The 19,908-nt window shown below is 58.0% G+C and carries 17 protein-coding genes; 7 read left to right on the top strand and 10 right to left on the bottom strand.

The window, feature by feature from the left end; genetic code table 11:
* Positions 1-42 precede the first annotated feature (42 nt).
* Positions 43-1,725, bottom strand: coding sequence for a glutamine--tRNA ligase/YqeY domain fusion protein (locus tag T9A_RS00470; RefSeq protein ID WP_035244186.1), 1,683 nt, complete (start codon positions 1,723-1,725; stop codon positions 43-45).
* A gap of 162 nt (positions 1,726-1,887) precedes the next feature.
* Here T9A_RS00470 and T9A_RS00465 point away from each other — a divergent pair, with 162 nt between their 5' ends.
* From T9A_RS00465 to T9A_RS00455, 3 genes are read left to right on the top strand one after another with little or no spacing between them, the layout of a single operon-like run.
* Positions 1,888-2,385 carry a peptidylprolyl isomerase gene (locus tag T9A_RS00465; protein WP_035244183.1) on the top strand — a complete coding sequence of 166 codons (498 nt, stop codon included), beginning with the start codon at positions 1,888-1,890 and terminating at the stop codon, positions 2,383-2,385.
* A gap of 4 nt (positions 2,386-2,389) precedes the next feature.
* Complete coding sequence (locus T9A_RS00460; protein ID WP_035244181.1) at positions 2,390-2,986, top strand: peptidylprolyl isomerase; 597 nt, start codon at positions 2,390-2,392, stop codon at positions 2,984-2,986.
* A gap of 2 nt (positions 2,987-2,988) precedes the next feature.
* A complete protein-coding gene (locus T9A_RS00455; protein ID WP_035244179.1) occupies positions 2,989-3,717 on the top strand; it encodes a UDP-2,3-diacylglucosamine diphosphatase in 729 nt (242 codons plus the stop codon).
* 163 nt (positions 3,718-3,880) lie between these two features.
* On the opposite strand, the gene miaE is transcribed toward T9A_RS00455, so the two are convergent.
* Complete coding sequence (gene miaE, locus T9A_RS00450; RefSeq protein WP_035244177.1) at positions 3,881-4,486, bottom strand: MiaE family protein; 606 nt, start codon at positions 4,484-4,486, stop codon at positions 3,881-3,883.
* A gap of 120 nt (positions 4,487-4,606) precedes the next feature.
* Here miaE and T9A_RS00445 point away from each other — a divergent pair, with 120 nt between their 5' ends.
* Together T9A_RS00445 and acnB are read left to right on the top strand one after the other, a co-directional pair.
* Complete coding sequence (locus T9A_RS00445; protein WP_035244174.1) at positions 4,607-5,515, top strand: lysophospholipid acyltransferase family protein; 909 nt, start codon at positions 4,607-4,609, stop codon at positions 5,513-5,515.
* 181 nt (positions 5,516-5,696) lie between these two features.
* A complete protein-coding gene (acnB, locus tag T9A_RS00440) occupies positions 5,697-8,297 on the top strand; it encodes a bifunctional aconitate hydratase 2/2-methylisocitrate dehydratase (RefSeq protein ID WP_035244172.1) in 2,601 nt (866 codons plus the stop codon).
* A 105-nt stretch (positions 8,298-8,402) separates the two neighbouring features.
* Here acnB and hrpB read toward each other — a convergent pair whose 3' ends face one another.
* Positions 8,403-10,853, bottom strand: coding sequence for an ATP-dependent helicase HrpB (hrpB, locus tag T9A_RS00435; RefSeq protein ID WP_035244171.1), 2,451 nt, complete (start codon positions 10,851-10,853; stop codon positions 8,403-8,405).
* Positions 10,854-10,993: 140 nt separating this feature from the next.
* On the opposite strand from hrpB, the gene T9A_RS17225 reads away from it, so the two are divergent.
* Positions 10,994-11,350: a hypothetical protein gene (locus T9A_RS17225; RefSeq protein ID WP_232221938.1), complete on the top strand. Its 357-nt coding sequence runs from the start codon at positions 10,994-10,996 to the stop codon at positions 11,348-11,350.
* A 20-nt stretch (positions 11,351-11,370) separates the two neighbouring features.
* Positions 11,371-11,559 carry a hypothetical protein gene (locus T9A_RS17220; RefSeq protein WP_232221937.1) on the top strand — a complete coding sequence of 63 codons (189 nt, stop codon included), beginning with the start codon at positions 11,371-11,373 and terminating at the stop codon, positions 11,557-11,559.
* Positions 11,560-11,673: 114 nt separating this feature from the next.
* Here T9A_RS17220 and T9A_RS00425 read toward each other — a convergent pair whose 3' ends face one another.
* The 7 genes from T9A_RS00425 to T9A_RS00395 all read right to left on the bottom strand — a co-directional run bounded on the left by T9A_RS00425 (position 11,674) and on the right by T9A_RS00395 (position 19,810).
* Positions 11,674-12,408, bottom strand: a complete 735-nt coding sequence (locus T9A_RS00425; RefSeq protein ID WP_035244169.1) for an iron-containing redox enzyme family protein — start codon at positions 12,406-12,408, stop codon at positions 11,674-11,676.
* Positions 12,409-12,476: 68 nt separating this feature from the next.
* Positions 12,477-14,519 (bottom strand): transglutaminase TgpA family protein, encoded by a 2,043-nt coding sequence (locus tag T9A_RS00420; protein ID WP_035244167.1) that lies wholly within the window; start codon positions 14,517-14,519, stop codon positions 12,477-12,479.
* 8 nt (positions 14,520-14,527) lie between these two features.
* Positions 14,528-15,484, bottom strand: a complete 957-nt coding sequence (locus T9A_RS00415) for a DUF58 domain-containing protein (protein WP_052042399.1) — start codon at positions 15,482-15,484, stop codon at positions 14,528-14,530.
* Between the two features lie 3 nt (positions 15,485-15,487).
* Positions 15,488-16,399: an AAA family ATPase gene (locus T9A_RS00410; protein ID WP_035244165.1), complete on the bottom strand. Its 912-nt coding sequence runs from the start codon at positions 16,397-16,399 to the stop codon at positions 15,488-15,490.
* A 94-nt stretch (positions 16,400-16,493) separates the two neighbouring features.
* On the bottom strand, positions 16,494-17,705 hold the full coding sequence (locus T9A_RS00405) for an O-succinylhomoserine sulfhydrylase (RefSeq protein WP_035244164.1): 1,212 nt from the start codon (positions 17,703-17,705) through the stop codon (positions 16,494-16,496).
* Between the two features lie 30 nt (positions 17,706-17,735).
* The gene (gene purF, locus T9A_RS00400; protein WP_035244162.1) at positions 17,736-19,259 is read right to left on the bottom strand and encodes an amidophosphoribosyltransferase; all 1,524 of its coding nucleotides are present in this window, start codon (positions 19,257-19,259) and stop codon (positions 17,736-17,738) included.
* Between the two features lie 65 nt (positions 19,260-19,324).
* Entirely contained in the window at positions 19,325-19,810 is a 486-nt protein-coding gene (locus tag T9A_RS00395) for a CvpA family protein (RefSeq protein WP_035244160.1), read from the bottom strand.
* Positions 19,811-19,908: the final 98 nt, after the last annotated feature.

The following is a 19,908-nucleotide window of genomic DNA, read 5'->3' as shown; positions in this document are numbered from 1 at the left end:
GCACGCGACATCGCGCAGCTATTAACTCTTCACTGTTAATTACTAACTGTCTTTGGGCCAGGACTCACGCAGACCGACAGTCTGATTGAACACCAGCTTGTCAGCGCTGCTGCTCTGATCCACACAGAAGTAACCCTCACGCTCGAACTGGTAACGGGTTTCGGCCAGAACCCCACGCAGACCTGGCTCCACCCAGCAACCATCCAGCACGCTCAATGAATCCGGATTGATATGGGACAGGAAGGTCTGCCCTTCTTCTGTCTTGTTGGGGTTCGCAGCGGTGAACAGGCGGTCGTAGAGACGCACCTCACAGGGCTCACCCTTGCTGGCACTGACCCAGTGGATCACCCCGCGCAGTTTGCCCTGGTCATCCGCATTTTCCGGGTTCTTGCCCAGGGTGTCCGGATCATAGCTGCAGCGCACTTCCACAATCTCGCCGCTGTCATCGCGGACCACATCGGTAGCACGCACCACATAGCCGTAGCGCAGACGCACCCGATCGCCCAGCACCAGGCGCTTGAACTTCTTGTTGGCCTCTTCCCGAAAATCCTCCCGGTCGATATAAATCTCCCGGGTCATGGGTACCTGGCGGGTTCCCATGGTCTCGTTCTGCGGATGCACCGGGGCGGTCAGGGATTCCTCCTTGCCCCCTTCCCAGTTTTCGATGACCACTTTCAAGGGATTCAGCACACACATGGCGCGGGGGGCATGCTGATTCAGATCATCGCGGATGGCGGCTTCCAGCATCCCCATGTCCACCACGGAATCCGCCCGGCTGACGCCCACAGACTCACAGAATGTGCGCAGTGAAGCCGGTGTGTAGCCACGACGACGCAGACCGCTGATGGTGGGCATACGCGGATCGTTCCAGCCTTCCACATGCCCTTCATCTACCAACTGCTTGAGCTTGCGCTTGCTGGTCACCGTGTAATTCAGGTTAAGGCGGGCAAACTCATACTGGCGCGGGCTCGCCGGCACGGAGGTGTGCTCGATGACCCAGTCATAAAACGGCCGGTGATCCTCGAACTCCAGGGTACAGAGGCTGTGCGTGATCCCCTCGAGGGCATCGGACAGCGGATGGGTGAAGTCGTACATGGGATAAATCACCCACTTGTCACCGGTCTGATGATGCACTTTCTTGCGGATGCGATAGAGAATCGGATCGCGCAGATTCAGGTTGGCACTCTGCATGTCGATTTTGGCACGCAGCACCGCCGCCCCCTCGTCCATCTCACCGCTGCGCATCTGCTCGAACAGGGCCAGATTCTCTTCCACGCTGCGCTCGCGATAGGGGCTTGGCTTGCCCGGCGTGGTGAAATTACCGCGGTACTCGGCGATCTGCTCCGGGCTCAGGCTGTCCACGTAGGCCAGCCCCTTGTGGATCAGCTCCACGGCCAGCTCATAAAGCCGGTCGAAATAGTCGCTGGCAAACTTCTCCTGACCATTCCAGGTGAAGCCAAGCCACTGCACATCCTGCTTGATCGACTGGATATACTCATCCTCTTCCTTCTCGGGATTAGTATCATCGAAGCGCAGGTTGCAACTGCCGTTATAGCTTTCGGCAACCCCGAAGTTCAGGCAGATAGACTTGGCATGACCAATATGCAGGTACCCATTGGGTTCCGGTGGAAAACGGGTCACCACCTGGCCGTCGTTTTTACCTTCTGCGAGGTCACGGTCGATGATCTGTCTGATAAAATTGCTGGGCGCTTTCGTTTCGCTCATGGGTCTTGGCCAGTCCGGAAGGCAGAGAGCCTGAATATGGGCAGGCTCTCACGGTGAAAATGAAGGTGCGCTAGTGTACTGTACGCCCCCCAACAGTCAAAGACTCAGGGCCCGCCGGGGAACAAAAACCCCCAACCAGGCCCATCTTGCGGAGAAAACCTGATGAAAGTGGTGCTGACAACAACCTACGGCAAAATCACCCTGCAGCTGGACGCAGAGAAAGCGCCGATTACGACCGAGAACTTTGCTCAATACGTCAAGGATGGCCACTTCGACGGCACCATCTTCCACCGTGTTATCAGCAACTTCATGATCCAGGGCGGCGGCTTCAGCGAAGATATGCAGCAGAAGCCCACCCGTGGCACGATCCAGAACGAGGCAGGTAATGGCCTGTCCAACAAGGCAGGCACCATCGCCATGGCGCGCACCCCGGATCCCCATTCCGCGTCCGCCCAATTCTTCATCAACGTGGCCGACAACCACTTCCTGGACAAGGAACGCAGCCAGGACGGCTGGGGTTATGCGGTCTTTGGCGCGGTCAGTGACGGCATGGACGTGGTGGAAAAAATCCGGAATGTGGCCACCGGCAACAGCGGCGGCCACCAGGATGTGCCGGTGGAGCCGGTACTGATCGAATCCGCCGAACTGATCGAGGACTGAGCCCATGCGCGTTCTGGCCACTGCCCTGCTCGCCTTGTTACCGACCCTGCTGCTCGCCAACCCGCAGGTTCGCCTGGAAACCTCTGCCGGCCCGGTCACCGTAGAACTCTACGCGGACCAGGCGCCGCAGACCGTCGCCAATTTCCTCAAGTATGTGGATGACGGCTTCTACGACGGCACCCAGTTCCACCGGGTAATCCGCGGTTTCATGATTCAGGGCGGCGGCTTTGACCAGAACGGGCAGCGCAAGGCCACCCGCGCACCGATCCAGAATGAAGCCGACAACGGCCTGAGCAATGAGCGCGGCACCCTGGCCATGGCCCGTACTGGCAACCCGCACTCGGCCACCGCCCAGTTCTTCATCAATCTGGTCGACAATGACAACCTGGACTTTTCTGGCAAGAATGCCCGTGGCTGGGGCTATGCCGTCTTCGGTAAGGTCACAGACGGGATGGCGGTAGTGGACAACATCGCCAGTGAACGCACCACCAGCCAGCGCCTCAACGGAATGCTGGCGCGGGACGTGCCGGAAGTGCCCATTCTGATTACCCGAGCCTACCGCCTGGATTCAGCCGGCGAAGAAGAAAAAGGCGCACAGTAACCATGAGCTATACCCTGTTTATTTCAGACCTGCACCTGGATCCGGCCCGGCCGGAGCATCTGGAAGCGCTGGGCAAACTGCTGGAAGCCCACGCCGGCCAGGCTGATGCCCTCTATGTACTGGGCGACCTGTTTGAAGCCTGGATTGGCGACGACGATGACACCCCGTTCAATCAGGAAGCCATTGGCGCCTTCCGCAGCTTCAGTGACAACGGCAGCCAGCTCTATTTCATGCATGGCAATCGGGATTTCATGCTCGGTGACGATTTCGCCGCTGCCTGTAGCGGCACCTTGCTGGAAGAAGGCACCGTGGTGGATCTGTATGGCACCCCCGTCCTGCTGATGCACGGCGACAGCCTGTGCACCCTGGATACCGCCTACCAGCAGTTTCGCACCATGGCCCGTAATCCCCAGTGGCAACAGGGCATGCTGGCAAAGCCGCTGGAAGAGCGCCGCATGATCGCCCAGGGCATGCGCATGCAAAGCCAGGGCAACAACGCCAACAAGGCAGAAAACATCATGGACGTGACCCCGGAAGAAGTGGTTCGGGTTATGGAAGAGGCCGGCGTCAAACACCTGATCCACGGCCACACCCATCGCCCCAATATCCACGATGTTGAACTGGCCGACGGCCAGGGTAAGCGCTGGGTGCTGGGTGATTGGGGCAAGCTGGGGTGGCAGATTGTGGCGGATAGCGAGAAGGGCTTAAGACTGGAAAGCTTTGAAATCTGACCTCCTGTAGGAGCGCCGCTCGAGGCGCGAATCCGCCGGAAAATACCTGACAGATCTGTCCCTAGCGACCATGCCTGATCGCCTATCGGCGATTTCCTCGCAAGCGAGGTTCGCGGCTCATACTCGCAGAGCACAGAGAGCACCGCTCCTACAGGGAATTCTGTCAGGCTTGCGGAATACCGGAATGAAACCGAAACTCCGAATCCGGCGACTCCACCAATTCACGCTCCACTTCCTTGAAAAAACTCACCCTCTCCTCGATCGGCCCACCGGCATATTGTTCAGCCAGCTTCAGATAATCCTCAAAATGGCGCGACTCACTCTTCAGCAGGTAACGGTAATAACGCCCCAGCTCCGCATCCACATGCGGCGCCAACGCGGCGAAACGCTCACAACTCCGCGCCTCGATTAACGACCCTACGATCATGGTGTCCACCAGCCGACCAGGCTCCGAAGTGCGTATATGCTGGCGCAGCCCCTTGGCATAACGCGCAGGCGTCATGTGGTCGTAGGTCACACCGCGGTCTCGCATCAGCTGTATGACTTGCTCAAAATGCAGCAGCTCCTCTCGCGCCAGCTGGCTCAACGTATCCAGCAGTTCAGGCCGGTCCACATAACGAAACATCAGATTCAACGCGGTGCTGGCCGCTTTCTTTTCGCAATGAGCATGGTCGATAAGCAGGATATCAGGATGCTGCAATGCCCAATTAACCCAGGCCGACGGCGTGTCACAGGGAAGAAAATCGCGAATATGGGAAATGTCGTGCATGGAAATCTCACAGGCTTAGAGGAGCCGATCAGGAAACGGGCGTCGGCATTATAGCGTTTTTGTGCGCAATCTCATCCGCACCGCTGGTGCTCACTCGTCGCGCCCGTATACTGTCGCGTCATGGGCAGAAAAACACATCCACGCGTACAGCGGGCAAAAGGACAAGCGGCCATCATCGCACTGCGACTGCTGGGCGCGTTACCCTTTGCTGTCAACCGAGCACTCGCCTCCTTTATCGGCACGTTGCTGTCTTGGCTGCCGACCCGGGCTTTGACGATCAGCAAGACCAATCTGGCAATTAGCTACCCTGCCTTATCTGAGGAAGAACGCACCCGGCTCGCCCGCAAATCATTGGTGGAGAGCATCAAGAACACCTTTGAAATCGCACTCTTCTGGCGGCACCCCAACCAAGGACTGACACGGATAGTCGCCGTGGACGGCGATGCCCCTCTGCGGCAAGCGGTGCAGGACGGCAAACCCATCATGATCCTGGCGCCTCATCTGGGTTGCTGGGAAGTACTGAATTTCTGGCTCGCCACCGAGTTCGGGCTGCACGCCATGTTTGCTCCTTCCGGCCTGCCAGAAGTCGATCAACTGGTAAGGCAAGGGCGGGAGCATTTTGGCTCCACCATGTACCCGACTACCGCTCGCGGTGTAGCCGGATTAGTGCGCGCCATGAAAAAAGGTGCCCTGACAGCCATTCTTCCTGATCAGGTACCCGACCGCCGCAGCGGCCGGCATGTACCTTTCTACGGACAGCCGGCCTACACCGGCACCCTGGCCTGCAAGCTGGTACGCCAGACCGGCGCGGTCACTTTCATGGCCTGGGCCCGCCGCCTGCCCGGCACCCAGGGCTACGAAATTCGAGTCCGTCCGGCTGATCCCGCCGTCGCTGATGACGACCTGGATACTGCCCTTGCGGCAATGAATCGCTCCATCGAACATCTTATCGACGAATCCCCTGACCAGTACCTGTGGAGCTACAAACGCTTCCGGCGCCCGCCGGACGGCCTGAAAGCCCCCTACTGATTGCCGCATACCATGCTGTCAGTGATTACGAGTATTCATCCCGTGAATGACTACAACCGCGGTTTGGCTTAACAGTTGATGGCATTTCGGCTATACTCCGCGCGCAATTCCAACCCCCAGTAACACCCTAAAAGACTGATTTCCAAAAGAAATCAGCCAATTCGAGAAAGAGGGAAACGCTGTGCTAGAAGCCTATCGCAAACATGTTGAAGAGCGCGCCGTTGACGGTGTGCCGCCCAAGCCGCTGAACGAGCATCAGGTTGCCGACCTGGTAGAGCTGCTGAAAGCCCCGCCGGCCGGCGAAGAAGAATTCATCCAGGACCTGTTCGTTAACCGCGTGCCGCCGGGCGTGGACCAGGCCGCCTACGTGAAGGCCGCCTTCCTGACCGCGATTGTTAACGGTGAAGCCAGCTCTCCCCTGATCGACCGCAAACGTGCCGTGCAGCTGCTGGGCACCATGCAGGGTGGCTACAATGTGGCCACGCTGGTTTCAGCGCTGGATGATGCCGAACTGGCAGAAATCGCTGCTGACGAACTCAAGCACACTCTGTTGGTATTTGATGCTTTCCACGATGTGGAAGACAAGATGAAAGCCGGCAACGCCAAGGCCAAGGAAGTCATCGAGTCCTGGGCTGAAGGTGAGTGGTTCACCAATCGCGCGGACCTTGCCGAAAAGATGACCCTGTCTGTCTTCAAGGTTACCGGCGAGACCAACACTGACGACCTGTCCCCCGCACAGGACGCCTGGAGCCGCCCGGATATCCCGCTGCACGGCAATGCCATGCTGAAGAATGCCCGTGAAGGCATCCACCCGGAGAAAGACGGTGAGATCGGCCCGCTGAGCCAGATGGACGAGCTGAAGAAAAAAGGTCACCCGGTTGCCTATGTGGGCGACGTTGTGGGCACCGGTTCTTCCCGTAAGTCCGCCACCAACTCAGTACTGTGGCACTTCGGTGACGACATCCCGTTCGTACCCAACAAGCGTGCAGGCGGTGTCTGCATCGGCGGCAAGATTGCTCCTATCTTCTTCAACACCATGGAAGATTCCGGCGCCCTGCCCTTCGAGTGCGACGTAGAGAAAATGAACACCGGTGACGTGATCGACGTTTATCCGTTCGCAGGCAAGGTAGAGAAAGACGGCGAAGTGATCGCCGAATTCGACCTGCGCTCCCAGGTACTGCTGGACGAAGTCCGCGCTGGTGGCCGTATCAACCTGATTATCGGTCGCGGCCTGACCACCAAGGCTCGCGAAGCCCTGGGTCTGGCCCCTTCCGAGCTGTTCCGCAAACCGGAACAGCCTGGCGATTCCGACAAGGGCTTCACCCTGGCCCAGAAAATGGTCGGTAAAGCCTGCGGCATGGACGGCGTTCGCCCCGGCATGTACTGCGAGCCGAAGATGACCACTGTCGGTTCCCAGGACACCACTGGCCCGATGACCCGTGATGAACTGAAAGATCTGGCTTGCCTGGGCTTCCAGGCAGACCTGGTGATGCAGTCTTTCTGTCACACCGCCGCTTACCCCAAGCCGGTTGACGTGGAAACCCAGCACACCCTGCCCGACTTCATCATGAACCGTGGCGGTGTTTCCCTGCGTCCAGGCGACGGCATCATCCACTCCTGGCTGAACCGCATGCTGCTGCCAGACACTGTCGGCACCGGTGGTGACTCCCATACCCGTTTCCCCATGGGCATCTCCTTCCCCGCGGGCTCTGGCCTGGTCGCCTTTGCTGCCGCTACCGGCGTGATGCCGCTGGACATGCCGGAATCGGTTCTGGTTCGCTTCAAGGGCAAACGCCAGCCGGGCATCACCCTGCGTGACCTGGTACATGCAATCCCCATGCAGGCGATCAAAGATGGCCACCTGACCGTTGCCAAAGCCGGCAAGGTCAACGTGTTCTCCGGTCGCGTACTGGAAATCGAAGGTCTCGACGACCTGACCGTCGAGCAGGCATTCGAGCTGTCCGACGCATCCGCCGAGCGTTCCGCTGCCGGCTGTACCATCACCCTGTCTGAAGACAGCGTGACCGAGTACCTGAAGTCCAACATCACCATGCTCAAGTGGATGATCTCAAATGGCTACGGCGATGCCCGCACCATTGAGCGTCGTATCCAGGGCATGGAAGAGTGGCTGGCCAACCCAAGCCTGATGCGTGCCGACGCCGATGCCGAGTACCACACCGTCATCGAAATCGACATGGACCAGATCAACGAGCCGGTACTGTGCTGCCCGAACGACCCGGACGATGCCAAGACCCTGTCCGACGTGGCTGGCGCCAAGATCGACGAAGTGTTCATCGGCTCCTGCATGACCAACATCGGTCACTTCCGTGCCGCCGGTAAACTGCTGCAGAAAGTGGAAAGCGGCACCATGCCGACCCGTCTGTGGATCGCTCCGCCGACCAAGATGGATCAGCACCAGCTCACCGAAGAAGGCTACTACAACATCTTCGGCAGTGCCGGTGCACGCACCGAGATGCCGGGCTGCTCCCTGTGCATGGGGAACCAGGCTCGCATCGCGCCGAAGTCCACCGCGGTATCCACCTCCACCCGTAACTTCCCGAACCGTCTGGGTCAGGGTGCGGATGTGTACCTGGCATCGGCTGAGCTGGCGTCTGTGGCGTCCATCCTCGGCAAGCTGCCCACCACCGAAGAGTATATGGAATACGCGAACACCATCGATTCCATGTCCTCCGAGATCTACCGCTACCTGAACTTCGACCAGATGCCGGAGTACCAGGACGTGGCAGATACCGTGAAGATCCCGGTTGCTCAATCTGTTTAAGATTGACTGATTGCTTCACGAACCAGACCAGAAACGCCCGGCTTTTGCCGGGCGTTTCTGGTTATGGAGGAAGAAAAAACGTCGTGGCGTTGACGATAAAGGCCGTTACTGGCCTGCATTAAGACGGCGCTTGGTGAGGACTGTAGCTTCCGCCGCAAGCGGATCTTCCGGCCAGGGATGTTTGGGGTATCGGCCACGTAAGTCCTTGCGCACCGCCTGGTAGTTTTCCCGCCAGAATCGTTCCAGGTTATCGGTAATGGCTGCCGGCCGCCCTGCCGGAGTCAGCAGATGCGCACTGATAGTCAGCTTGCCCTCAGCAATGGGCGGCAGTTGGGTGAGCCCGAACAACTCCTGCAACTTGACGGCCAGCACCACCGTATCCCCCCTGTAATCGAGTTGCACCCGCCGCCCGGTGGGAATGACAATAGCCTCTGGCATACAGCGCTGCAGACGCTTGTGTTGATCCGCCGTCAACAACAGATTAAGAGCTTCATGCACGGCTACCCGCTTTAAATCCTGCAGCGTACGCATGCCGGCGAGAAACGGTGCCAGCCAGCGTTCCAGATTTTCCAGCAAGGCCGCATCACTCACATCCGGCCAGGCGCTTTCGTCTACAGCGGCCAGTTTTGTCACTCTGGCCTGCCACTGCCGACAGCTATCAGACCAGGGCAACAGCCGCAGGCCATCCCCACGCAACCCCTCCAACAAGCCCTGAATCTGTTGCTCCGCGCTCAACGATTCCATGGGCTGGTTCTGCAGGACAATAGCTCCCAGCCTGTGCTGACGCCAGCCAGTTACCCGCTGACGCTCGCTATCCCAACCAATCTGCTCATGCCACTGTCCATGCTGCGCCATGACTGATTGCAGATCCGACTCTTCCAGTGGCATGGCGAGTCGGATGCGGGCATCCCGGGGCTGGCCGTCCGTATCCAGAATCAACAACCATTGTGTGCCAGCCAGACTATCTCCGGGTGGCAGTTGTACACCGGGGCCATCCATCATCTGGTAACGATTGCCCTGACCCTGGCGCAGGCGAGCCACCTGTCGCGGGTAGACCCGGGCCAGCAACCCACCCAGACAATCCCGCCAGTCATTGCTATCGCGGGGCGGCTTGCCAGGCAGTAGTCGCTGAGCTTCAGCAAGAAGTAGTCTGTGGCGGTCGGGGTGGCTTTCCAGTGCTTGCAGGCGACTACGCAAATCCACGCCCTGACCATTGAGGATGTCCCGCTCGGACAACAAGGCCGCGACTCGGGCTGCGGCCACCGGCAATCCCTGCTCCCTGCCTGCCAGTATCAGCATGGCCAGCGCCGGCTCGACTCCCAGGCTGGCGATGGCTGCACCATGGTCCGTCAGCCCGCCTTGCCTATCCAGCGCGCCACCATCGCGAAGCCTGGCCACCGCGCTCTGCCAGGCCGGCAATGGCGGTGCCTCCAGCCAGTGCATCTGCTGCGGCTCCCGGCATCCCCAGCGGGCTAGATCCAGCACCAGCTGATCCAGCGCCACTCGCGCTATTTCCGGTTTCTGGTGGCTGGCCATGACCTCGGACTCAGGCCATAGCCGCACGCAGCAACCGGGACCTAACCGCCCGGCCCGACCGCTGCGTTGGCGAGCACTGGCCTCGCTGATCCGACGCGTGACCAGCCGGCTACGGTGACGGGCCGGATCATAGACCGGTTCCCTAGCCAGGCCACTATCAATGACATGGGTGACCCCCTCAATGGTCAGGCTGGTTTCCGCCACATTGGTGGTTAGTACAATCAGGGCATCGCCGTTTCTGGCTGAATCGAGCACCTGCTGTTGCTGCGCCAGCGGCAGCCCCCCATGCAACTCGGCGATCGGCAAGCTGAGTCCCGATTCGGAAAGACCGCGGGCCACCCGACGGATATCCGCACGGCCGGGCAGAAACACCAGTACCACCTGGGCATCACCGGCCACAGAACAGATTTTCTGCACGCAATGATCTCGCCAGTCCTGACGAGGGGCAGGCGGCCGATACATCACATCGACTGGAAAACTGCGCCCTTCACTGCGAATCACAGGCGCATTCAGCAGGGTCACCAGCGGTCCGCAATCCAGCGTGGCGGACATGACCAGCAGCCCGAGATCCGGCCGGAATGCTTCACGGATTTCACTGACCAGCGCCAGTCCCAGATCCGCATTCAGGGAGCGTTCATGGAACTCATCAAAGATCACCAGTGAGATGCCCTGCAACTCCGGATCACTCAACGCCATGCGGGTCAAAACACCTTCAGTGACAACTTCCAACCGGGTGGCAGCACTAACCCGGGTATCGGTGCGGGTCCGGTAACCAACGGTTTGCCCTACCGGCTCTCCCAGGTGAGAGGCCATAAAGGTGGCTACGGAACGAGCCGCCACCCGGCGTGGTTCCAGCATCAGAATACGACCCTGATCAGCACCGAAATGGTCCAGTAGCCGTAGCGGTACACGCGTGGATTTCCCGGCCCCGGGCGGAGCTTCCAGAATCGCGCACCCCGCACTCAGCAAAGCGTCACGCAATGGCACGACAACATCATCAACGGGAAATTTTTTCTGCATTCATTCCGTCCATTACTCAACCATCGTGACGGCGGTCACTTCTGATCACTTTGACAGGGCTATACCACTGGCCGGGGGTTAAACCTATGCTATATTCTGCTCATTAACTAATAATTAATAACTACTCAATATAGTGAAATATGCTGAACGATTTGGGGATTCCAGAGCACCTTATCTGGAAACTGAATGACTTTGACAACCACCAGCGGGCGGTCAACTTTATCAAACAGTTTCAGGATACGCTGTGTGTTTACAGTGCACCTGTGGAGCAGCTCTATACCAACTACGATATTTCCATACCGCCGGATGATGATCGCTCACTGGTGATTCTGCCCAACCCCTATGCTTACCACGATACCTTTAACAGTATTGGGGATCACAGTGTTCACGCCACGGGCATGTATATCGTGCCGGGGGACTTGTTTGGCAAGGAAGGGCTTTTTCTGACGTTACGTCTGCTCAAGTATGGCAAAGGGTTATCAAACCGGTGCCACTGAAAGTGGGTCTGTGGGCCCTGATGAAAAAGGAATCCAGTGATATTCCTTTTTTGCCGGTCATCACCAAGAGGGACTTACGCGCCTTCAAAAAGGATTTTCCCTGCCTGCATCTGCACAGGATTCAGCCGTCCAGGCTATCGGAACGCTCACCCATGGAAATCAAAGCGATACAACGCGTGATTCGCGACAAGCTGAAGGTCTATATGTAGAGGCAGCGAACAGTTAATAGTTAATAGTTGACAGCGAGAACAGGCACCACGCCGTGAAGAACCACCAAGTCTCAATAGGCAGCTTTCACGGCTTTGCAGGCGTGCCCCGTCGATTCAGTCCGACTCTGTGTAGCAGTGGTCCAGTGCCAGAATGTAGTACTCCAGCCCTTTCGCCGCTGCCGCGAAGGCCCTCTCCCGGCTTGCTTCATCAGCACAGGTGAGCTTGATCAACTCCATGGCCTCATGGGGATGCGCATCATCGTAGGAAGCGTGGGCCCGCAACCAGGCCATGGAATGGCGGTTGATGGTGGCCACCCCATTTTCCTGGTAGGCCTGCATGCCCTTCACTACACTCTGGCTCCATTCGCCGGTGGCCCATTCAATGGCCAGATTGGTAGCAGCCAATCCTTCCTCCAGGCTAGCCTGTCGGCCCATGTGCCAGAGATAATGATTCACCGCGTCCATGGCTGCCGGTGGAGTCACGAACTCCAACTCTTCCAGGCTGATACCAAAGCCCATGGCCCAGTCCTGGTACCAGTAGGCATGGCGCTGTTCGACCTTGATATTGCTGATCAGCCAATTCTTGCTTTCTTCGTGCCCTGGGTAGCGACCGGGCTGGGTTTTGGCCAGATTCAGGCCCATGTATTTGGGGAAATTTTCAACCAGCGGGTAGAAATTCAGCAAGGCACTGCGAAAACGAGGCAGGCTCAGTGTCCCGGCCCCCATTTCCACGAACACCGGATGCTCCACCACCCGATTTTTTAACGGTACCAGATCGTCCCAGAAGGCCTGAGCCCAGGGGCCGTGGTCAGTGAGTTCCAGCCCTTTCTTGTAATTTGCGGCGCGCATTTGTCGTTCTCCATAACAACCGGTTATCGCAGCTCGTGGCCAGAGGGCCATGGACTAGTGATAGCACACTAGTCCAATAATTTGTATAAGCGATTTCTCAGGCTGCGTAAATGGCGCTTTTGCTGTTTATTCGGTAATGAGACGGGGTCATAGTGAAGCTTCTGGTAGTATTTTGCCCAGTTATCGGCAGCAATGGCTGCCTGAGGCCACTGTTCACTGATCGCCTGGCAAAGCTGCATAGGAGTCAGACCCGCCTCCAGCGGGCGGCCCCGCTCACTGGCACGCTGATGCAGTCGCCAGTATTCCCGCTCCATCAGGGTCAGCCTTTCATTGCCGCCGTGCCACAACAGAAACAATGCATACAGCCCCATCAATAGGGTGACGGCGACAATCAGGGCAATGGCAATGCGCACTGGCGAAACCGCGCCCAGCAGATCTTCCAGAAATTCGGACTGGAAGGCGCTGTCATAGCCCAGCACCCAAGTCTGCCAGCGGAAATCCACGTAATCCATCAACTGACTGACTTTCGCGAACAAGCCCCCATCCGAGAAACGACGCAGCCCCAGATCATCCAACAGATCTCTACCATCTTCGCTGTTCTCGAGAGCTTCCCTGAGTCCAAGTTCGATACGATCCGGCGCAACCGCGCCGGTGGGGTCAACACGAGTCCACCCATGCCCGCCCAGCCAGATTTCACTCCAGGCATGGGCATCATACTGTCGCACCAGCAGATGAGAGCCCAGTTCATTGCGCTCTCCCCCCTGGTAGCCCACCACAACCCTGGCCGGCACCCCGGCAGCACGCATCAGGAAAGTAAAGCTGGAGGCATAATGCTCGCAGAAGCCCCGCCGGGTTCGGAAAAGAAAGTCATCCACTGGATCCACGGTAAGCCTGGGTGGACGCAAGGTGTAATGAAAAGGTTGATCACGGAAGTAATCCAGTGCTCGCTGTGCAATATCCGACGCCGAATCACTTTCAAGTCGCCACTGATGCGCTAATCCCCGTGCCTTCCTGCCGGCTCCCTCCGGCAGCGACAACATCAGTTGTCGTTCCTGGCTAGTAAGGTTTATGGCAGCAGAGACCGCGGGAACGCTGTCCACTCGATAGGCAAACCTCTCAGAGACCGGCTGATTGGCCACCAGGCGCATATCTTTCGCTAAAGACACATCGCCGTACAACGGGAAGGGAACATCCAGACTGAACAACCAGCGACGCTGGGTCGGTTCAGCAATCACCTGGTAACGATAATATTGCTGATCAGGGGATCGGCGGCCTTCAAGCCGTTTGTACCAGTCCGGTTTTTCGCTTCCTCGCTGGTAAAGATATTCCGATTCCGGCTGCCCCTGAGGTACTGCCTGCTGCCAGGTACGTCCGTCGTAGTGGCTCAGTGTCAGCCCCCGCCAGTAACGCTGAGCCCGAGGCGGCATATCCCCCTGAAAGTCCACTCGAAAAGCCAGCTCTGCAGATTCCGACAGCTCGCTTATCTGCCCTGGCGACATGCTGTCGCTCATGCCAGTGCGGGCCTTGTCACCTCCAACCTGCATATTCCACAACGGTGCCACGCGAGGCACCAACAGGAACAGCACCACCATCAGGGGAATAGCCTGCAGGGTAATCACCAGTGCACGCCTGCCATGCAGAAGGCCGCTGGCACGGGTATCACTGTGATTTATCCCCACCAGGCAGGTCGTAAGGACCGTCATGCAAAGGACAACATAGAGGAACATGCCCGGTGCCTGGGAAAACAACAGCGCCGTTGCACAGACAAAATACCCCAGCACAATCACCACATAGGCATCACGCTGCTGCACCACTTCCAGATACTTGAGCGCAAACAGGCTGACCAGCAAGGCAACGCCTGCTTCCGGGCCGTACAACCTGCCAAAACTGTAAAAGGTCAGCACCACAGCGCCAATCAACAGCAGCGAACGAACCATGCGACCCGGCAACGTCATACGCTGCTGCTCCACCAGCCAGCGAATCAGAATCACCAGCAGCAACAACCCGGCCTGCCAGGGAGGCCCTTTGACAAGCTGCGGCAAGGAACACAGCAAGACCGCCAGGGCGAGCCAGAGTCGGGTATGGGACGGGACCTGATAAATACGCGCCATGGAAAACCTCAGAAATCCGGATAACCGGCCAGGGCATCCAGCAATCGCCAACGATGCACGTCACCGGTATCCGGCGCTAACGTCAGACCCGGCAACGCCAGACCATAGGGCTGGCGCTGCTGATCCAGTTGCAAAATCCAGTAGCAGAGCACGGATAGTCGCTGCTCCTCGCCAATCCCCGGCAAACGATCCCAACGCAACCAAAGCCGACCACCCACCGGTTCCTCGAACTGCTTGGTATTCAACCCTCGACCAGCTGCGTAACCTTTCCAGTCTACCCGGCGCAGGGAATCTCCGGGGATGTAGCTGCGCAGCCCTTGAAATTCGTCGTTCCCTGACTGGCCGCTACTGAACGCCTCTTGATTTTCCTTACCGCCATCTGCCGGACAATCCAAGCTTTCCTTCGGACGCGGCCAGGCCAGGCAATAATGGTCCAGGGTCACATAGGACCAAGTACGCAGCAGCCCAAGCGGAAAGCGGCTTTCTACCTTGAGACGAGGCGCCATCACCCTGCCCCGCTCTGCAAGAGGCAAATTCAGCCACAGGCTCTCCTCTTCCCCTCTGCGGATGCTGATCTGCTGACCGTCCTGGCCACGCCAGCGTAGCCAGACGCAATGGTGCTCCCGTCGCTGGGCAAACAATACGATTTCCAGCGCCCCTTCTTCTCCGGCAAAACCGGATTCGCTGTCACCGTTTCGTATACCCAGAGCAGAAAGATTCCGGAAGGTATGCAGAATCGCCACCATGAACAGGCTGGCAAGCAGGAAAGACAAGGCCAGGATCAGGTTGTTTTCATAATTGATGCCACCGATGAACAGCAATGCCGCTACCAGCAGATAAAAGAAACCGTACCCGGTGGGGAAGATAAAGATGCGCCGTTGATCCAGCACGATCTGTCTCGCCGACGGCAAACGCCGGGCCAGCCAGCGTTCGTAGAAGTTGCGAAGCGGCGCCGGCAACTGCATGGGCTAGCGACGGATGACTGGGACGGATTGCAGTAGGGACTGGGTGATGGCCGCCACACTCCCTCCCTGACGGGCACTGAGACGGTGCTCCGCCACGGATGGCCACACCGCTTGAACATCTTCCGGCAGCACATAATCGCGACCACTGAGCAGGGCCCATGCCCGGGCTGCCTTGAGCAAACCCAGGCCGGCGCGGGGAGAAAGGCCAGCAACGAAACGATCATCAGAACGAGTGGCATCCAGCAAACGCTGTACATAGTCCAGCAACTCGTGGCTGGCGCGGACCTTGCCCACTAATCGTGACAACTTGATCAGTCCTTCACTGGTGATCACCGACTGCAGCTCACGAACCTGCTCGCGAAGGTCGCCACCGGCCAGTAACTGCAACTCCACTTCCGGAGCCGGGTAGCCTAGGGAAATCCGCATCAGAAAACGGTCAAGCTGGGATTCAGGCAACACAAACGTGCCAGCTTGGTCCACCGGATTCTGGGTGGCGACAACAAAGAACGGTTGTGGCAAGGGACGGGTTACACCATCGAGGGTCACCTGTCGCTCTTCCATGGCCTCAAGCAGAGCGCCCTGGGTTTTCGGGGTGGCTCTGTTGATCTCATCGGCAAGCAACAACTGGGTGAACACCGGCCCTTCGCGAAGGGAAAATTGCTGCGTATTGGGATCGAATACGGAAACGCCGAGAATATCCGCCGGCAACATGTCGCTGGTGAATTGCACTCGCCGGTACTCAAGCTTGAACACCCGGGCCAGGGCATGAGCAAGGGTGGTTTTTCCCATGCCGGGCAGGTCTTCGATAAGCAGATGGCCATTGGCCAGCATGCAGGTAAGCGCGAGCTTCAGTTGTTCTTCTTTGCCCAGTACCACACGCCCCACCTGGGCCAGGGCTTTATCCAGTGCCTGCATGGTTCCCCTTTCAAACGCCACAGGCTGGACGCTTCACGCGTCATGCCAAAGCGTTTTCTGTTTACAGGTTGCATTGCGTATGCAACGTCTCGTTTTATGCGCTACCGAGCGCCTCTAACCCCCGGTTCAAATCTGCCTTCAGGTCGTTGACCGATTCCAGGCCGATGGCCAGACGGATAAGATTTTCGGTAACCCCGGCCCGTTGTTTTTCTTCCTCTTTCACGCGCCCATGGGTGGTTGACGCCGGATGCGTAATCGTCGTTTTAACATCACCCAGGTTAGCGGTAATGGAAATCAGCCGGGTGGCATCAATAAAGCGCCAGGCTGCCTGTCGATCCCGGTTGCCCGCGGCATCTTCGACTTCAATGGACATGACCGCACCGTAACCTGACTGTTGCTTACCGGCCAGGGCATGCTGGGGATGATTCTTGAGACCCGCATAGTGCACCCGCACGATGCCCGGCTGACTTTCCAGCCACTCGGCCAACACCTGAGTGCGGGCACTCTGGGCTTCCATGCGCAACGATAATGTTTCCAACCCCTTCAGGAATACCCAGGCGTTGAAGGGGCTCATACAGGCACCAGCAGAGCGGACAAAACCCAGCACTTCTTCCATTTCTGCTTTCGGCCCAACCACGGCACCACCAAGACAGCGCCCCTGACCATCCAGGTATTTGGTGGCGCTGTGAATAATGATATCCGCGCCCAGTTCCAGCGGTTTCTGCAAGGCCGGCGTGCAGAAACAGTTATCTACCACCAGCAAGGCGCCATTGTCATGGGCCAGTTTGGCCAGGGCTCGTATATCGCCAATTTCCGATAGCGGATTGGACGGTGTTTCCAGGTACAGGATGCGGGTTTCCGGACGGATTGCCGATTCCCAGTCCTTCAGGTCGCTCAGGTCCACCAGCGACGTCTCGATGCCGAATTTGGCCAGATATTTGTCAAACACCACATTGGTGGTGCCGAACACACTGCGGGAGCTGACGATATGATCGCCGGGTGAAAGCAGGGAAAAGAAGGTGCCACTGATAGCGGCCATGCCGGAGGCAAAGGCCACGCAGGCCTCGCCCCCTTCCAGCGCGGCCAGGCGCTGTTCAAAAGCACGTACGGTTGGATTGGTGAAACGGGAATAGATATTGCCCGGTTCCTGACCGCCAAAACGCGCCGCCGCCTGGGCGGCACTTTCATAGACAAAACTGGAGGTCAGGAAAATCGGATCTGAGTGCGCCATCTCGTCCGTACGCAACTGTGCCGTGCGGATTGCCAGGGTTTCCACATCGAGTTGTGTCGGATCAAGATCGTTCATTGATGGCCTCAATTTTCCCTTGGGTCTTACTCAGTTTGTGTTGTGCAAATCGATAATCTCGTTATCTGCCAGTGCCTGGGTTTTTTCATTACTGCCCTTGGCCATGTCATTGCGCCGTGCTTCAAGGCCTGCCAGATATTCCGGTGTGATGTTGCCTGCCAGATAGATTCCATTGAACACGGAACAGTCGAAAGACTCCACTCCGGGATTGCCTTCCTTGCAGGTCTCCACCAGATCTTCCAGGTCCTGATAGATCAATTTGTCTGCACCAATCAGTTTGCCGATTTCCTCAGTGGTACGACCGTGGGCAATCAGCTCCTGGGCAGCCGGCATATCGATGCCATAGACATTGGGGAACTGTACCGCTGGCGCCGCCGAGGCAAAATACACTTTCTTGGCGCCGGCTTCCCGTGCCATCTGGATGATCTCGTTACAGGTGGTACCGCGCACAATGGAATCATCCACCAGCAGCACATTCTTGCCCTTGAACTCCAGCTCGATGGCATTGAGTTTCTGGCGTACAGATTTCTTGCGCTGCTGTTGGCCGGGCATGATGAAGGTGCGGCCGATATAACGGTTCTTGATGAAACCTTCCCGGTATTTGACGCCAAGATGATTGGCCATCTGCAGGGCCGACGTACGGCTGGTATCCGGAATGGGAATGACCACATCAATATCGTGATCCGGCCACTCTCGCTCTACTTTTTCCGCCAGTTTCTCGCCCATGCGCAAACGCGCCTTGTACACCGAGATACCGTCGATGATCGAGTCCGGACGAGCCAGGTAAACCTGCTCGAAAATGCATGGGTGCAGGCTCGGGTTTTCTGCACATTGACGGGTGTGCATTTCCCCTTCGGCAGTAATATAAATGGCCTCGCCCGGCTCCAGGTCTCTCTCGATATGAAAGCCCAGGGAAGACAGCGCCACGGACTCCGAAGCCACCATGTACTCGGGGCCGTTGGGGGTATCCTTGCGCCCAAAGCAGACCGGACGAATACCGTGGGGGTCACGGAATGCCAGAATGCCGTAGCCGGTGATCATGGCCACCACCGCATAGGCCCCCTCCACCCGCTTGTGCACCGCAGCGACGGCATCAAAAATATCGTTCGGTTCTGGCTGAAGCTTGCCGATGCTCTGCAATTCGTGAGCGAACACATTCAACAGCACCTCGGAATCGGAAGTGGTGTTGATGTGGCGCAGGTCAGCCCGAAAAATGTGTTCGGCCAGCGCCTCAGCGTTCGTGAGGTTGCCGTTGTGGGCCAAAGTGATGCCATAGGGCGAATTCACATAGAACGGCTGGGCTTCCGCCGAACTGGAGCTACCGGCTGTGGGATAGCGCACATGGCCAATCCCCATGTTGCCCACCAGACGGCGCATATGGCGGGTACGAAACACATCCCGCACCATGCCATTGTCCTTGCGCAGATAGAGACGATCCCCGTCACAGGTAACGATACCGGCTGCATCCTGCCCCCGATGCTGAAGGACTGTCAGCGCATCATAGATGCCCTGGTTCACATAGCGATGGCCGACAATGCCCACAATGCCGCACATGGTACTTTCCTCTCGTTAGGGCCTGCTACACCACCGATATGAATGATGTTACACACCCTCGTTGCTTATACGTTCATGACCAGGGCGAGCAGCTTCTCACCCATGTCCCGAGTCCACGCTTCCATCATGACCAGATGCGGAACCAGAGTGGATTCTTGCCACCATGGGTCGGCGCCAAACATATGCCGACCCAAGGCTACCAGCACGACCATCAGCAGCACTCCTCGCAAGGCGCCGAAGACCATACCCAGTAAGCGATCAGTGCTGCTCAGCCCTGTAACACGGATCAATTCACCGAGCAGATGATTAATCAGGGCGCCCACCACCAGCGTCAGGACAAACAGCAAGCCGAAAGCAACGGCGGCTCGCAGGCTGGGGGTGGCAATCTGATCTTGAAGAAGGAGATCCAGGGCCGGGCTGAACAGGCGCGCGATGATAAAGGCAGCCACCCAGGTGAGCAATGAAAAGGCTTCGCGGGTGAAGCCACGGCGCACGCTCAGCAAAGCGGAAATTGCGATGACAATCAGAATGATGGCGTCTGCCAGATTCATGTAAAGCGTGCTCTCACCGGCTTGATTCCTGAGGTAGCCGGGTGCGCTTGCTCGCACCCGGCTACCCGGAAAATTCAGAGGGCGAAGTTTAACAGAGG

The organism is Alcanivorax jadensis T9 (assembly GCF_000756655.1).
Taxonomy (GTDB): domain Bacteria; phylum Pseudomonadota; class Gammaproteobacteria; order Pseudomonadales; family Alcanivoracaceae; genus Alcanivorax; species Alcanivorax jadensis.
The sequence above is the reverse complement of the archived record's forward strand: the minus strand, read 5'-3'. Positions and strand labels throughout refer to the sequence as shown.

Bases quoted from the DNA above. Each gene is read 5' to 3' on its own strand.
- T9A_RS00470 (WP_035244186.1), bottom strand. From the start codon at position 1,725: ATGAGCGAAACGAAAGCGCCCAGCAATTTTATCAGACAGATCATCGAC.
- T9A_RS00465 (WP_035244183.1), top strand. From the start codon at position 1,888: ATGAAAGTGGTGCTGACAACAACCTACGGCAAAATCACCCTGCAGCTG.
- T9A_RS00460 (WP_035244181.1), top strand. From the start codon at position 2,390: ATGCGCGTTCTGGCCACTGCCCTGCTCGCCTTGTTACCGACCCTGCTG.
- T9A_RS00455 (WP_035244179.1), top strand. From the start codon at position 2,989: ATGAGCTATACCCTGTTTATTTCAGACCTGCACCTGGATCCGGCCCGG.
- miaE (WP_035244177.1), bottom strand. From the start codon at position 4,486: ATGCACGACATTTCCCATATTCGCGATTTTCTTCCCTGTGACACGCCG.
- T9A_RS00445 (WP_035244174.1), top strand. From the start codon at position 4,607: ATGGGCAGAAAAACACATCCACGCGTACAGCGGGCAAAAGGACAAGCG.
- hrpB (WP_035244171.1), bottom strand. From the start codon at position 10,853: ATGCAGAAAAAATTTCCCGTTGATGATGTTGTCGTGCCATTGCGTGAC.
- T9A_RS17225 (WP_232221938.1), top strand. From the start codon at position 10,994: ATGCTGAACGATTTGGGGATTCCAGAGCACCTTATCTGGAAACTGAAT.
- T9A_RS17220 (WP_232221937.1), top strand. From the start codon at position 11,371: ATGAAAAAGGAATCCAGTGATATTCCTTTTTTGCCGGTCATCACCAAG.
- T9A_RS00425 (WP_035244169.1), bottom strand. From the start codon at position 12,408: ATGCGCGCCGCAAATTACAAGAAAGGGCTGGAACTCACTGACCACGGC.
- T9A_RS00420 (WP_035244167.1), bottom strand. From the start codon at position 14,519: ATGGCGCGTATTTATCAGGTCCCGTCCCATACCCGACTCTGGCTCGCC.
- T9A_RS00415 (WP_052042399.1), bottom strand. From the start codon at position 15,484: ATGCAGTTGCCGGCGCCGCTTCGCAACTTCTACGAACGCTGGCTGGCC.
- T9A_RS00410 (WP_035244165.1), bottom strand. From the start codon at position 16,399: ATGCAGGCACTGGATAAAGCCCTGGCCCAGGTGGGGCGTGTGGTACTG.
- T9A_RS00405 (WP_035244164.1), bottom strand. From the start codon at position 17,705: ATGAACGATCTTGATCCGACACAACTCGATGTGGAAACCCTGGCAATC.
- purF (WP_035244162.1), bottom strand. From the start codon at position 19,259: ATGTGCGGCATTGTGGGCATTGTCGGCCATCGCTATGTGAACCAGGGC.
- T9A_RS00395 (WP_035244160.1), bottom strand. From the start codon at position 19,810: ATGAATCTGGCAGACGCCATCATTCTGATTGTCATCGCAATTTCCGCT.